The organism is Streptomyces sp. NPDC048566 (assembly GCF_043199735.1).
Classification (GTDB): Bacteria; Actinomycetota; Actinomycetes; order Streptomycetales; family Streptomycetaceae; genus Streptomyces.
Genome location: NZ_JBICWL010000005.1, coordinates 17,250 through 31,181, shown reverse-complemented (window position 1 = coordinate 31,181; position 13,932 = coordinate 17,250). Strand labels below are relative to the sequence as shown.

General features: G+C 74.7%; 14 protein-coding genes. 10 read left to right on the top strand and 4 right to left on the bottom strand.

Translation table 11 applies throughout. The features are described 5' to 3' along the window. Nucleotides 1-150: 150 nt before the first annotated feature. From ACGFS9_RS10870 to ACGFS9_RS10855, 4 genes are all read left to right on the top strand, one after another. Nucleotides 151-2,583: a SpoIIE family protein phosphatase gene (locus ACGFS9_RS10870; RefSeq protein ID WP_393252163.1), complete on the top strand. Its 2,433-nt coding sequence runs from the start codon at nucleotides 151-153 to the stop codon at nucleotides 2,581-2,583. A 311-nt stretch (nucleotides 2,584-2,894) separates the two neighbouring features. Beyond that, nucleotides 2,895-3,401 (top strand): metallophosphoesterase family protein, encoded by a 507-nt coding sequence (locus ACGFS9_RS10865; protein ID WP_393252162.1) that lies wholly within the window; start codon nucleotides 2,895-2,897, stop codon nucleotides 3,399-3,401. Nucleotides 3,402-3,677: 276 nt separating this feature from the next. Beyond that, complete coding sequence (locus ACGFS9_RS10860; RefSeq protein WP_393252160.1) at nucleotides 3,678-4,691, top strand: polyprenyl synthetase family protein; 1,014 nt, start codon at nucleotides 3,678-3,680, stop codon at nucleotides 4,689-4,691. Between the two features lie 258 nt (nucleotides 4,692-4,949). Next, entirely contained in the window at nucleotides 4,950-5,231 is a 282-nt protein-coding gene (locus ACGFS9_RS10855; protein WP_393252158.1) for a hypothetical protein, read from the top strand. Between the two features lie 166 nt (nucleotides 5,232-5,397). Here the strand turns inward: ACGFS9_RS10855 and ACGFS9_RS10850 are convergent, their stop codons facing one another. Together ACGFS9_RS10850 and ACGFS9_RS10845 are read right to left on the bottom strand one after the other, a co-directional pair. After that, nucleotides 5,398-5,637, bottom strand: a complete 240-nt coding sequence (locus ACGFS9_RS10850; protein WP_393252157.1) for a hypothetical protein — start codon at nucleotides 5,635-5,637, stop codon at nucleotides 5,398-5,400. Next, nucleotides 5,625-5,990, bottom strand: a complete 366-nt coding sequence (locus ACGFS9_RS10845) for a nuclear transport factor 2 family protein (RefSeq protein ID WP_393252156.1) — start codon at nucleotides 5,988-5,990, stop codon at nucleotides 5,625-5,627. The genes ACGFS9_RS10850 and ACGFS9_RS10845 overlap by 13 nt, the downstream gene beginning before the upstream one ends. Before the next feature lie 171 nt (nucleotides 5,991-6,161). Between ACGFS9_RS10845 and ACGFS9_RS10840 the strand changes: the two genes are divergently transcribed. After that, a complete protein-coding gene (locus ACGFS9_RS10840; protein WP_393252155.1) occupies nucleotides 6,162-6,458 on the top strand; it encodes a hypothetical protein in 297 nt (98 codons plus the stop codon). Nucleotides 6,459-6,653: 195 nt separating this feature from the next. On the opposite strand, the gene ACGFS9_RS10835 is transcribed toward ACGFS9_RS10840, so the two are convergent. Then, nucleotides 6,654-7,583, bottom strand: a complete 930-nt coding sequence (locus ACGFS9_RS10835; protein WP_393252153.1) for a helix-turn-helix domain-containing protein — start codon at nucleotides 7,581-7,583, stop codon at nucleotides 6,654-6,656. Between the two features lie 992 nt (nucleotides 7,584-8,575). Between ACGFS9_RS10835 and ACGFS9_RS10830 the strand changes: the two genes are divergently transcribed. The 5 genes from ACGFS9_RS10830 (at nucleotide 8,576) to ACGFS9_RS10810 (ending at nucleotide 12,512) form a co-directional block, all read left to right on the top strand. Beyond that, on the top strand, nucleotides 8,576-9,661 hold the full coding sequence (locus ACGFS9_RS10830; protein WP_393252152.1) for an S-(hydroxymethyl)mycothiol dehydrogenase: 1,086 nt from the start codon (nucleotides 8,576-8,578) through the stop codon (nucleotides 9,659-9,661). Next, nucleotides 9,661-10,290: an MBL fold metallo-hydrolase gene (locus ACGFS9_RS10825; RefSeq protein WP_393252150.1), complete on the top strand. Its 630-nt coding sequence runs from the start codon at nucleotides 9,661-9,663 to the stop codon at nucleotides 10,288-10,290. The genes ACGFS9_RS10830 and ACGFS9_RS10825 overlap by 1 nt, the downstream gene beginning before the upstream one ends. A 287-nt stretch (nucleotides 10,291-10,577) precedes the next feature. Beyond that, nucleotides 10,578-11,405: an SDR family NAD(P)-dependent oxidoreductase gene (locus ACGFS9_RS10820; RefSeq protein WP_393252149.1), complete on the top strand. Its 828-nt coding sequence runs from the start codon at nucleotides 10,578-10,580 to the stop codon at nucleotides 11,403-11,405. 151 nt (nucleotides 11,406-11,556) lie between these two features. Continuing rightward, nucleotides 11,557-12,252 carry a L,D-transpeptidase family protein gene (locus ACGFS9_RS10815; protein ID WP_393252148.1) on the top strand — a complete coding sequence of 232 codons (696 nt, stop codon included), beginning with the start codon at nucleotides 11,557-11,559 and terminating at the stop codon, nucleotides 12,250-12,252. A gap of 71 nt (nucleotides 12,253-12,323) precedes the next feature. Next, nucleotides 12,324-12,512 carry a hypothetical protein gene (locus ACGFS9_RS10810; RefSeq protein ID WP_393252147.1) on the top strand — a complete coding sequence of 63 codons (189 nt, stop codon included), beginning with the start codon at nucleotides 12,324-12,326 and terminating at the stop codon, nucleotides 12,510-12,512. A gap of 1 nt (nucleotide 12,513) precedes the next feature. Here the strand turns inward: ACGFS9_RS10810 and ACGFS9_RS10805 are convergent, their stop codons facing one another. Then, on the bottom strand, nucleotides 12,514-13,893 hold the full coding sequence (locus ACGFS9_RS10805) for a S1 family peptidase (protein WP_393252145.1): 1,380 nt from the start codon (nucleotides 13,891-13,893) through the stop codon (nucleotides 12,514-12,516). Nucleotides 13,894-13,932: the final 39 nt, after the last annotated feature.

Sequence of the window (13,932 nt, the reverse complement as noted above, 5' to 3'; positions counted from 1 at the left end):
GGGCCGGACCGCCGGGCTGCGTCCGGCGTGACGAACGCGTTCGCCACGGATGCGCAGAGCAGGCCGCCCGGCCCTCCCGCGCAGGTACCCGGACGTCCGGAACGGTCACAGGGGCTGCGCCCCGGCCCGGGAAGCGCTGTAATTGCGGACGTGGTCGGAGAGGGCGCTACGGAAGGCGAGACGCGAACGGCGCGTGCCGAACTTGCCCTGAAAACGCTCACCGCCGACCTCGACCCCGGCGAGCGGCTGCACCGGATACTCGAACAGGCGCTCGTCTTCTGCGGGGCCGCCGTCGCCGCCGTGTACACGCGGAGCGCCGACGGCGACGCACTCCACCCGGCCGCGTCCGCCGGCGTACCCCGGTCGCTGTACGGGCTGCGCGACAGCTACCCGCTCGCCGGCGGCTCCCCGGTCGCCGAGGCGCTGCGCACCGGCCGACCCGGCTGGCTCGCGCCGGACGAGGTCGCCCGCAGCGCCGCCGTCCGGCGGCAGTCCTCCCAGGACTTCTCCCTCGGCGCCCTGCCGCTCGGGGATGACGGCTGCCTGATCGCGGTCACCGAGCGGCCTTCCGGCTTCGGCCCGGAGGAGCGCGCCTGCCTGGCGCTGCTCGCCGAGGCCGTCGTCTGCCCGCCCGCCCCGCCGCCCGTCGACGCGGACGACCTGCCCGCCAGCTCCTTCAGCCTCGCCATGGACAGCGGTCACGTCGCCGTGGACGACGAGGTGCTCGACCTGTTCGGACTGGAGAGGACGGACTTCGACGACAAGGTGGAGACCCTCCTGTCGCTGACCGTGCCGGAGGACCTGCCGTCGCTGATGTCCGCCGTCGAGCCGGACCACATGTCGCTGGGCGAGCGCGAGCTGGAGTTCCGCATCCTCCAGCCGTCCGGCGGGCACCGGTGGCTGCGGTTGCGCGCCCGGCTCCTCCCCTCCGGCGGGGGCCGTCCCGCGCGCCTGGTCGGCACCGTCTCCGATGCCTCCAAGCTGCGCTCCGGGCTCAACGACGTGGGACGCGTCCAGCGGCTCGCCGCGGCCCTCGCCACCGCCGGCACCGTCCGCGACGTCGGTCAGGCCGTGGTCGAGGCCCTCCGCGCCCCGCTGCGGGCCGACCGGATCGCCCTCGCCGAGCTGGAGGGCGACCGTCTCGTCGTCACCGTTCTCGACCCGCCCGAGCCGGAGGCATGGCCCGAGCTGTGGCGCACCGAGTGGCGCTCGGAGTGGCCCGACGCCCCCGTCCGGGCCATGCCGACCCTCGGCGCAGCCCTCAGCGAGGGCCGCCCCGCCGTCTGGCCCGCCGGCGCCGCCCTGGAACCGGCGCTCGCCGGCGTGGGCCCGGGCGGTCTCGCCGTCCTGCCGCTGCCCGCGGGAGGCCGCACGGCCGGCGCCTGCCTGATCGGCTGGGACGCGCCGCACGACTTCGCCCCCGACGAACGCGCTCTGCTCACGGCAGCCGCCGGTCTCGCCGGCCAGGCCCTGGTGCGCGCCCACGCCTTCGACGCCGAGCACGAACTCATCGGCATGCTCCAGCGGAGCCTGCTGCCGCGCCGCCTGCCCCGGCTGCCCGGCGCCGTCGCCGTCGCCCGGTACCTGCCCACCACCTCCGGCCTCGACGTCGGCGGCGACTGGTACGACGTGATCCCGCTGCCCGACAACCACGTCGCCCTCGTCATCGGCGACGTCCAGGGGCACAACGCCTCCGCCGCCACCCTCATGGGCCAGATGCGGACCGCGCTGCGCGCCTACGCCGTCGAGGGGCATCCGCCGGATGTCGTGGTGTCGCTGGCCAACCGCCTCCTGCTGGATCTGGAGACCGACCTCTTCGCCACCTGCTGCTACGTCGACGTGGACACGGAGGAGGGGACGGCCTGGTACGTGCGCGCGGGGCACCTGCCGCCGGTCCTGCGTCACCCGGACGGCGTAACGGAGGTCCCCGTGTCCGAGACCGGGCCGCCGCTCGGCGTGATCCGGCAGGCCGAGTTCCCCATGAGTTCGCTGCGCCTCCAGCCGGGCACCCTGCTGGCGCTGACCACCGACGGCCTGGTCGAGTCCGCCGAGGTCGACGTCGAGGACGGCCTGAACCGGCTCGCCGCGGGCCTGGCCGCGGCCGACCCCTCCGACCTCGGTCTGGTCGCCGACGACCTGCTGACGGGGGCCAACCGCTCCGACGACGTGGCGCTCCTGCTGATGCGTTTCGACGGCATGGACGTCCTGCCGCTGCGGGAGAGCTGGACCGTCTGGCGGGTCCCCGAGGCGGTCCGGCACGCCCGCCGGTACACCCGGCGCGCGATGCGCGGCTGGGGCGTCGCCGCGCACCTGGACGCCGCCCTGCTGATCGTGTCGGAACTCGTCACCAACGCCTTGGTGCACACCGACGGGCAGGTCAGGCTCGACCTCACGCTGATCAACCACCGGCTGCGCATCGCCGTGGCCGACAACTCCCCCCGTACCCCGATCAAGCCCGCCAGCATCGGCTGGGAGGCGACCGGGGGCCGGGGCATCCTCCTGGTCGAGGCGATGTCGGACACCTGGGGGACGGTGCCGGTGAGCGGCGGCAAGCAGGTCTGGAGCGAGATCTCGCTGGAGTGAGCGCGCGACGCGCGCGCAGTCGCGCCGTCCCGCGAACCGGCTTCCCGCCACGCGACGGGAGGGGAGGGGGGGGAGGGGAGGGCAGGGCAGGGGAGGGGAGGGGCTGCGGGACGGACGCCGACGGACGGGGGAGCCGGAGCGGGGCCGCCGGGCCGACGCGCCGAACCGCCGCCGGACGACGACTGCGACCCGCCGGCCCGGCAGGGGGCAGCGTCGACGACCCCGCCGGCCCGCCGTCGGACGGCGGCCACGCGGCGAGCGGGACGGCAGCGGGGGGCCCGGACCGGACGCGGGAGTGACACGCTGGGACGGTGCGCCTTCTGCTGCTGTCCGACACCCACCTGCCGAAGCGGGCCCGGGAACTGCCCGCCCCGCTGCTCGCCGCACTCCCGCTCGCCGACGTGGTGATCCATGCGGGGGACTGGGTCGACACCGCCACCCTCGACCTGCTGGAGAGCCGGTCGCGCAGGCTTGTCGCGGTGTACGGCAACAACGACGGCCCCGCGCTCCGGGCCCGGCTGCCGGAGGTCGCCCGCGCCGAACTCGGCGGTCTGCGTCTCGGCGTCGTCCACGAGACCGGCGGCGCCCGGGGCCGCGAACAGCGCTGCGCGGAGCGCTTCCCCGACCTGGACGTCCTGGTCTTCGGGCACAGCCACATCCCCTGGGACAGCACGGCGCCGACGGGTCTGCGGCTGCTCAACCCCGGGTCCCCGACCGACCGGCGCCGCATGCCGCACTGCACCTACCTGACCGCCGGCGTGGTCGACGGGCGCCTCACGGACGTGCTGCTCCACCGGCTGCCGCCGCGCACCGCCTGAACCCCGCGGACCCGCACCGCGCGGCACGACGCGTCGTCCTCACGGGTGATGGGCGTCCCGGCCGCGACGCGGGACTGCGAGGTCCACGGCGGGCGGCCGGGCCCGCGTTCGCTGCTCGCCGGCCTGGCGGGCGGGGCGCCCGGCGTGACCGCGGGACGGAGCGCGCGGCGGCCGAAACGGCGCCAATCGGCCATGGCGGGAAGTCGCCCCTAGCGTGTGCGGGGTGCCGGGTGATCGAATCAGTGCTCGATTAAGTCTCCGGGGCAGGGGTGGGCCGTGCAACTGGCGTCGTACATGGATCTGCACCGCGCCCTCGCCGCGGACATCAGGGCGGAACGCGAGGCCGCACTCGATCTGCTCGGCGGTCCGGCGGCCTCGGTCCGTGCGGCGGTCGCCGAACTCCTGGAGCACCGGACGTTCACCCATCCCCTCGGTGTCCTGCCGGTGATGGCCCACGCCGCGGAGACGGGCGTGCCCGACCCGGCCGTTCCGCTCGCCGTCGTCAGCGACCTGTGGTGGACCGCCGCCTGCTACCTCGACGACCTGGCGGACGGCGAGGCCGGATCGGCCGCGGGCAGCCTCGACGAGAGCGAGGCGCTGCTCGCCACGGTCGTCGGCGGAACCATGCTGCCGCTGCTCGTCGTCCAGTCCCCGCGCATCCCCGCGGCGGTGCGCGCTCCGCTCTGCGCCGAGGTCGTGCGCTGCTGGATCGACGCGAGCGAGGGGCAGTTGAGGGACCTGCGCGCCGATCTCGCCGGTGCCACACGCCAGGCGGTGCTCGCAGCGTACCTGGGCAAGTCCGGGGCCCCGTTCAGCATGGTCACCGCCATGGCCGCGCGGCTGGCCGGACGCGACGACGAACGCGTCGAACTCTGGAGGGAGTTCGGCAACACCTTCGGCATCCTGTGGCAACTCTTCAACGACCAGCAGGACATCCTGACCGGCCGCAACGAGGACCTGGCCAACGGCACGGTCACCTACCTGCTGGCGTGCGCGCTGGAGAGCCCGGCACCCGGGACCGCCGACAGGGTGCGGGCGCTGCACCCCGAAGCGCGGCGCTCGCCCGAGGCCCGTGCGGAGCTGACCTCGCTCCTGCTGGCACCCGAGGTGCTCCGTTCGTACGAGGAGGACATCATCGGCTTCCGCGACGGCGCGCACGGCCTGCTGGACAAGCTCGGCGGGGACGCCGTGCACCGGGCCCTGCTGCACGACCTGGTCGACCTGGCCTCACCGATGCTGCTGCCCCCGCGGCAGGGTGCCGCCGCCGGGGCGGCACCGACCGGCCCCTGAGCGTCGGCGGAGGGCGCGGCCCCGGCCGGACCGCCCCTGCCGCGCGCCTCCCCGGGAGACTCCGCCCCGGCTCCCGCTACCCGCTCCGAAGAGCCGCCGCCCACACCGCCGCGGGCACCAGCGCGGCACCGAGGACGACCGCCGCGCACACCTCAGGCGCGGCCGCCGCACGACGCCGGGCGGCTGCGCTCCCACCTGGACGAGATCGACCGCCTGGGCCCGCTGGACACCGACGAACTGCTCGACGCCGTCGGTGAGTTGCTCAACCACTGGACGCTCGGCGGCCGAGAGGGCGCCGCACTCGCCCGCGTCCTCGCCGACGCCCCCGGTCTGCGCCCCGTCGGAGCGGTCACCGACCGGCTCGGGCGCCCCGGCCAGGCGTACGTCCACGACGACGCCTCGCACGCGGTCCGCCGCATGATCGTGCTGGACCCGGCGACCGGAGCGGTACTGGGCCTGCAGGACACCGTCACCCGCGGCTCCGCGGAGTCCGACGTCGAGGCGGGGGACGTGATGTCCTACGCTGCCTGGCTGCGCTGACCTGCCGGTGTGCGTGGGATGCGGACGGGGCCGGGCTCCGCGGGGAGGGCCGGCGACTCCCGGGCGGCTTCGAACGGCACACCGGAGCGGCCTCCGAGGCGTCACCCTCGCGAGGGAAGGGGAGCCCGGCGCGTTCCGGCCGGGTGGGGAACGGCCGGGGCCCAGGTCACCGCCGCCCGGGCCGGAGCCGGTGGACGCCGTGCACCGCCGCGGGGCGCGGACGGCACCGGACGGCAGACAGGACCGAGTCCAGCAGTGCGGCCGACACCCGCAGGCCCGCGCCGCGCAGCGACCGCCGCCGCGACGCGGCGGGCCGGGACCGGCCCATCGCCGCGGTCGCCGAGAAGGTCCAGTTCAGGTGCGACCTGATCCGGACCCTCGGCCAGTTCCTTCCTACTCGTCCCATGCCTGGACCAGCGTCTGCTCGACGATCTTTCCGTCGCGCAGCGACATCATCGACGTGCTCATCACCCGCACCCCGTCGGGGTATTCGCAGGTCTCGGTGAAGGCGACGTGATCGTCCTGGACGACGCACTGGTCCATTTTGTGCGTCATGTCCCGGCTGTAGACGTCGTTGAGCATGTCGCCGATCTCCGCGCGACCGTGTTTGACCATCGGATGGCTGGGCTGGGTGTTGCGGTCGACCACGCGGAGTTCCGCGTCGTCGGCGTAGAGCGACAACAGGTCTGCCGCACTGTGTCCTTCTATGCCCCTGCGCAGCATTTCGGTGTCGAAGCCGGGGGCTGCCGCTGTGCCCATGGTGACCTCCTCGGGAAGTCCGCGACCGGGCGGGAGCCGGCCGCGAAGGGCCTCTGTACCGAGACTCCTCCGCCCCGGGGCCCACGGCAAACGGAACGCCGCGCTGCGCCTGTCGAGTGACCCCGCAGAACGGGCCGTGTCCGCCCGGTGGCCAACGGCGTTGCTGAAGGCATGATCTCCACACGACGTATCGCCGCCGCCGTAGGTCTGGCCGTCGGCGTCACGGGGCTCGCGGCGCCGATGGCGGCCGCGGCGGGTTCCGAGGCCCACGACGCCGGCAAGCTGAACCCCGTCGCCACGCTCGACTCGCTGGTGCTGAGCGACATCCCCGCCGAGCACCAGGCGGACCTGCCGCGCCCCTCCGCGCAGCTGAAGGGCCTCAACGGGCTGAACGACCTGAACCAGCTGCACCAGGTCACCGACCTCGCCGCGCCGGTCACCGGCCTGCTGGGCGGCATCGAGAGTTAGGGTCCCGCGTCCCGACCGCCCCCGGCCCGACCGGAACGGAACGCCGCCGGTGCGACGCGCACGGCGGGTCCGGAACGGGGCCGCGCCGGTGCCTTCGGCCGACGGCGGGTTCCCGGAACGACGACGTTCCGGGAACCCGCCGTCCTCGTGTGTCCGGGGGCCGCCGGCTCGGACGCGGTCCTCCCGGCCCCGTGCTCAGCCTCCCGCCGCGTCCGGTCCGCGGACGCCTCGGCGGAACGCGATCGGTGCCTGCCCGGCCCGCTGGTGGAAGAACTTCGCGAAATTGGTCGCGCTGGAGAAGCCCAGCTGCCCGGCGATCCGGGCCGCCGCCAGGTCGGTGTGGGCCAGCAGGCGCTTCGCCTCCAGGACCACCCGCCGGTCGACGAACTCCTTGGCGCCGACTCCGGCCGCGTCCAGCGTCGCCCGCGACAGCGTCCGCGTCGAGTAGCCGAGGGCGACGGCGTAGTCGTCGACGCGCCGGGTGCGGGCGAAGTCCCGTTCGACCGCGGCACGGAAGCGCAGAAAGGTTTCGCTGGGTTCCTGCGGCGGGTCCGCGGGTGCCCCCGCGTGGGCGACGCGCAGCACGAGCACGCCCAGCAGATGCCGCAGCACGGCGGCGTGCGAGCCGGCCGGCATCCCGCCGCCGGCGAGGAACTCGCGCCGCAGGTGGCCGGCCGCCGCCCGCAGGAGGGCCGCCTCCTCGGTCCGCGCGGTGCGCAGCACGCGCCCGTGCGGATCGTCGAGGCCGGCCGCCCGTGCACTGCCGGGGTCGGGCGCGTCCCGGTCGAAGACGACCAGGGTGCCCTCGGCGCGGGCGAGCGCCCCCCACTGCAGGACCTGTCCGGGACGCGTCCACAGCCAGTCGCCGGGACGGACGTCGTACGGGGTGAAGTCCACGGAGGGGCGCAGCAGGCCGGAGGTGAGGGTCAGCAACTGGTGGTGCGCGGGGCGCTGCGGCGGGTCCGCGGGTGTCCCCCGGCGCCGGGACGCGGCGCGCAGCGCCGCCAGCGAGCTCACGTCCAGCCCGGAGGGCGTGCCGAAGGGCGCTGCCGAGCGGGGTGCCGTCGGTGCGGTGGAGGTGTTCCCGGGGAGGGCCTGCCCGGCCGGTTGTCCGTTGTTGACCATGATGAGTCGCCTGTGTAGCCGGGTGGGACGCGCCTTGCCGCCCGGCCGGGGCCCGGCGCCGAACCGGCGTCACCCCCACTGGCGGAAAGAAGGCATCACCTTAAAGGAGACCCGGTCCGTGGCCAAGGAATTCCCGGACATCGCTCACCGTGAGCGAACGGTGGCGGTTCGGGCGGTGTCGGGTGGATCACCCCGCTTTCGTGGCGGTCCGCACGCCACGGTCCGCACCCGCCCCGTCCGGCACGGCCGCGCCGTGCCGGCGTCGGCGCCCGGGAGACGGTTCCGGGCGGTGCCGTGCCCGCCGCCGTGCCGGGGTGCCGCCGGGGGAGGGGAGCCGGCGACCGTGCGCCCGCTCGGCGCGGCATCGCGGCGCCCCGCGGCAGACCGGCGCCCCGAGGCGCGGGGCGGTGGCCGGCCCGGCGTGGAGCGGGCCGGGCGGCCGTCGGCACCCACCGTGAGCCGACGGCCGGCCCGGCCCCGCCCGGCCCGCGTCCGGCACGACGTTGACGGCGGCCCCGGACACGGTGGACGGCCGGGGCACGAGGGCCGGCACCGGCGTCGGCCGTGCCGCCTCGGCGACGGTTTCCCGGGGCCGGCCCCGCTCACGGCGTCGAGCCGCGACAGGGCCGGGTCGGGGAGCGGCGGCCCGGGCCGGCGCGGCAGGGAGCGCGCGGTGCCTGGCGCACTCGGTCGGCAAGGGCAGGCCGAGGGCCGAGGCGCGGCGCAGGCCCCGGAGCGGATCACCCCGACCGGCGGCTACGACGACCCCGCCGACGTCGCCCCGGCGCTGGAGATGGTCGCCGAGGACCTCGACGTCGAGCGGCAGCCGCTCGTGGCGCGTGGCGTTCGGTGCCGGCGGGTGCGTAGTGGAGGGGCGTTCCGGACACGTCGCGGCCGGGTGCGGGGCGCCGGGTCCACCTGGCCCTCTACCGGCCGGTCACACCGTAGGGTCGGCTGACGGAACGTCGACCTACGAAAAGGGGCTCAGTCACATGGCACAGGAAGTACGGGGCGTGATCGCACCGGGCAGGGACGAGCCGGTGCGCGTCGAGACCATCGTGGTGCCCGATCCCGGGCCCGGCGAGGCCGTGGTGAAGATCCAGGCCTGCGGGGTCTGCCACACCGACCTGCACTACAAGCAGGGCGGCATCAACGACGACTTCCCGTTCCTGCTCGGCCACGAGGCGGCCGGAGTCGTGGAGTCGGTCGGCGACGGGGTCACGGACGTGGCACCCGGCGACTTCGTCGTCCTCAACTGGCGTGCGGTGTGCGGGCAGTGCCGTGCCTGTCTGCGCGGGCGTCCCTGGTACTGCTTCGACACCCACAACGCGCGGCAGCGGATGACCCTCACGGACGGCACCGAGCTGTCTGCGGCGCTCGGCATCGGTGCCTTCGCGGAGAAGACCCTCGTCGCCGCCGGCCAGTGCACCAAGGTCGACCCCTCCGTGTCCCCGGCCGTCGCCGGCCTCCTCGGCTGCGGCGTGATGGCCGGAATCGGGGCCGCCATCAACACCGGCGAGGTGGGGCGGGGCGACACTGTCGCCGTCATCGGCTGCGGCGGCGTGGGGGACGCGGCGGTGGCCGGAGCCCGGCTGGCCGGCGCGGCGAAGATCATCGCCGTGGACATCGACGACCGCAAGCTCGCGACCGCCGAGAAGCTCGGCGCGACCCACACCGTGAACTCCCGGGAGCGGGACGCCGTCGAGGCGATCCGCGAACTCACCGGCGGATTCGGTGCCGACGTCGTCATCGACGCGGTGGGCCGCCCGGAGACCTACCGGCAGGCCTTCTACGCCCGCGACCTCGCCGGCACGGTCGTCCTCGTCGGCGTCCCCACCCCCGAGATGAAGCTCGAACTCCCGCTGCTCGACGTCTTCGGCCGCGGCGGCTCCCTCAAGTCGTCCTGGTACGGCGACTGCCTGCCCTCGCGAGACTTCCCGATGCTCATCGACCTGCACCTCCAGGGACGCCTGGACCTCGGCGCGTTCGTGAGCGAGACGATCGGGCTGGACGACATCGAGGCGGCCTTCGAGCGGATGCACCGCGGCGACGTGCTGCGTTCGGTGGTGATGCTCTGATGGCCGCCCGCATCGAACGCCTCGTCACCTCCGGGACGTTCTCGCTCGACGGGGGCACCTGGGACGTCGACAACAACGTGTGGATCGTGGGCGACGACCACGAGGCGATCGTCATCGACGCCGCGCACGACGCGGACGCCATCGCCGAGGCGGTGGGCGACCGGCGGCTGACCGCTATCGTGTGCACCCACGCCCACGACGACCACATCGACGCAGCTCCCGCGCTCGCCGAGCGCACCGGCGCCACCATCTGGCTGCACCCCGACGACCTGCCGCTGTGGAAGCTCACCCACCCCGACCGGCTGCCGGACGCCTGGCTCCAGGACGGGCAGGTCATCGAGGCGGCGGGTGCCGACCTCACCGTCCTGCACACCCCGGGCCACGCGCCGGGCGCGGTCTGCCTCTACGACCCGGGCCTCGGCACCCTGTTCTCCGGCGACACCCTCTTCCAGGGCGGGCCGGGGGCGACCGGCCGGTCCTACTCCCACTTCCCGACGATCATCGACTCGATCCGCGACCGCCTCCTCGGCCTGCCGCCGGACACCGTCGTGCGGACGGGCCACGGCGACCCGACCACCATCGGCGCGGAGGCTCCGCACCTGGAGGAGTGGATCGCCCGGGGGCACTGAGCCCGGCGCCCGCCCCGGCCGCCGGTGCCCCGTCCGGCCGGACGGGGCACCGGCACCGGCGACGCAGTCCCTCCCCAGCGGGGGCGCCCTCATCCGGGGAGCGCGGACCCGCCCGGCGACGCGACACGAGGTGCCCGGCGTCCGGGAGACGCGCGGGGACGGACGGCGCACGATCCGCGCCCGTCACGCCACGCGAGGCCGGGACCGCCGGCCCGGCCGGTGCGCCGGGCGCGATCATCCCGTGCGGCCTCTGTCGCGACGGGGATCACGGCAGTACCTTCCCTGCCATGACTGCCATGAGGCGATTCGAGGGACACGCGGTTCTGATCACCGGCGCGGCGCGGGGCATCGGAGCCGCGACCGCCCGCCGGTTCGCCGACGAGGGCGCCCGGGTCCTCGTCACCGACGCGGATCTCCCGGCGGCCGAGAAGACGGCCGCGGCGCTGCGCGAACGCGGCGCGACGGCCGAGGCGTTCGGCTGCGACGTCGCGCGGCGCGCCGAGGCGGAGGCTGCGGTGGCGCGCGCGGTGGACGCCTTCGGCTCGCTCGACGTCCTCGTCAACAACGCCTACCGGTGCACCCCGGACACGCCGCTCTTCGAGGACGGAAGCGACGACGACTGGGCCGCGGACCTGGACGTGACGCTGAGCGGCGCCTACCGCTGCTCCCGCGCGGCGCTGCCGCACCTGGTGGCCTCCGGCCGCGGAGCCGTCGTCACCATCGGGTCCGTCAACGGCATCCAGGACTTCGGCAACCACGCCTACAGCGCCGCCAAGGCGGGGCTGATGTCGCTCACCCGCACCCTGGCGGGGCACGCGGCGCAGCGGGGTGTCCGCGTCAACCTCGTGGCCCCCGGCACGGTCCGTACGTCGGCGTGGGAGGGCCGGGAGCGGGACCTCGCCGTCGCGTCCGGCCTCTATCCGCTCGGCCGTGTCGGCGAACCGGAGGACATCGCCGCCGCCGTCGCCTTCCTCGCCTCCGCGGACGCCGCCTGGATCACCGGGACGACCCTGCGCGTGGACGGCGGACTGCTCGCGGTCAACACCGCGTTCCGGCAGGCGGTCCGGGCCCACGCGCAGGAGAGCGGGGAGGCGGAGGGGGACGGCACCGGCTGACGGAGCCCGCATCCGTGCGGCCTCCGGTCCGGCTGCCGGATCGGCGGTGAATGTCACGGTTCGGTCCCGGCCCGCGTCCCCGTGCAACGAAAGGCCCCCGGGCGCGGTCTAGCAGGCAGACAACACGCTGGACACGACACGGAAGGCCGCCATGGGGGACATGCGCAGACGGGGCGCCGTAGCGCTCGGGATCACCGGACTGGTCGCACCGCTCACGCTCGCGCTGGGCGCCGCGCCCGCGCAGGCCGCGAGCTGCACCACGTCCACGGGGCCGTACCAGAAGAAGGTGGAGAAGTTCCTCGGGCGTCCGGTCGACGGCCGCCAGTCGAGTGCCGACTGCACGGCGATCCGGGCCTTCCAGACCAAACACGGCATCACCCCGAACATCGGCTACGCGGGACCCGTCACCTGGGGGGTGATGGACCTGATGAACAAGCAGAAGGCCGTGGGGAACAAGCCCAACAAGGACGGCCGCTGCCCGGTGAACAAGGGCCGGATCGCCTGCGTCAACCTCACGCTGCAGCTCAGCTGGATCCAGGACGGCAGCCGCCTGGTCTACGGGCCGGTCCCGGTCCGCACCGGCCGCGACGGCTACGAGACCCGCACCGGACTGAAGAAGATCTACTGGCGGCACATCGACCACGTGTCGAGCATCTACCACGTGGCCATGCCGTACAGCCAGTTCTTCGACGGCGGCGAGGCCTTCCACTCCGTCGGGGTCAGCATGTGGAACCCGCCCGGCTCCCACGGCTGCGTCAACATGACGTCGACCACCGCCAAGAAGTACTGGTCGCTGCTGAAGACCGGCGACGACGTCTACGTGTACGGACGCAAGCCCGGCACGTGAGTGATGAGCTTCACGGTCCGTAATGTCGTCCGCTGTACCTTTGCTCACATCGTCTTCACGGCTGGGACCGTATGCTTCACATCATGTCCACCACTCCTGACACCGCGACCCGGCGCTCTGCCGACGAGGTCAACGAGGAGATCAGGGCGCTGTGGTTCCGGGCGGGCGGGACGCTGAGCATGGACGAGCGGCGGGAGTACCAGCAGCTCGTCCTCGAATGGGCACAAGCCGACGCGCCCGCGGCCACACAGGCCGCCTGACTCACCCCCAACTCTGGGAAATCTGCCGCTGAAAGGCCTTGCGGTCCTGCTCGGACCGGACGAAGCGTGTCGCCACCAGGGCGATGATGCTCCCCGCGATCACGAGCAGGCCCGGGCCGACGTTCCGCGGATCCGTGATCCGCGACACGACCTCCGCCGTCCCCGAACCACCCACCGCCTGCACCGCGCCGGGCGCCGCCGAGCCCGGCGCCGCGGCCCGGCCCTGCGGGGCCGCCGAGGCCCCGGCCGGAGGGGCGCTCGCCGCTCCACCGGCCTGTTCCGTCTGCCCCGCGAGGCGCACGCCCAGCTCCGAGAGCGCCTTCGTCACCGGCTGGAAGAACGTCGTACCGCCGGAGGCGCAGTCACCGTTGCCGCCCGAGGTCACGCCGAGCGCGACGCCCTCGGAGAACAACGGGCCGCCGCTGTCGCCCGGTTCAGCGCACACCGTGGTCTCGATCAGCCCGGTCACCGTCCCCTCCGGGTAGTTGACGGTCGCGCCGAGCGCCGTCACCGTCCCGTCGTGCAGACCGCTGGTGCTGCCGCTGCGGAACACCCGCTGCCCCACGGCCGGATCGGCGGCACCGCTGATGCGCACGCCCTTGCCGCCCCCGATGGCGACGACGTTCGGCCCCGAGGCGGGCGCCCGGCCCGCGTCGTACTGCACCAGTGAGAAGTCGCTGCCGGGAAAGTCGGTCGTCACGGTCCTGCCCACCTGCCCGCGCCCGGTGTTGTCGGAGAACCACACCGAACCGGGCGGTCCGCAGTGCCCGGCGGTGAGGATGAACTCCCCGCCCGGACCGGTCACGTTGAATCCGGCCGAGCAGCGCCCGCCGGTCGAGAAGATCGCCTCGGCGCCGTTCACGCGGGTGGTGAACGCGCCCCGGACGCGCCGCATCCGCACCTCGTCCCCGATGCCGTCGGCCAGTTCGGTCATCCGGGACCAGTCGGTCGCCGAGACGGTGCTGTCCCCCTGCACCACGACCTCGTTGCGCGTGTAGTCCACCGCCCAGGCGGTGCCCGGCACCGTCGGAGCCGACCGCAGCCGGCGGGTGGCCGACGTCAGGTCGCTCATGCTGTGCGGGACGACCTTCGGGCGGGCCCCGGCCCGCTCCACCTCGGCGGCGGCCCGCGCGTCCGTGACCGCGACCACCGGGCGCCCGTCGTCGGCGATCCAGGTGCCGGCCGTCCGCGAGGTCCCCAGCCGGGACACCAGCCCCGCCCCCGTCGAGGCGGCGGAGCGCACCGCGCTCGCCCCGGTGTCCGAGGCGCCGGACGGTTCGCTCGCCATCGCGTGCGTCACCATCAGGCCTCCGCAGAGCAGGCCGCCCACGGCCGCGAACCGCGCCCCCCGCCGGACGATCCGTCGTCGTGCGTGCCTCATCCATGGGCTCCCGAAGCCGAACGGCAGCGGCGTCGCCGC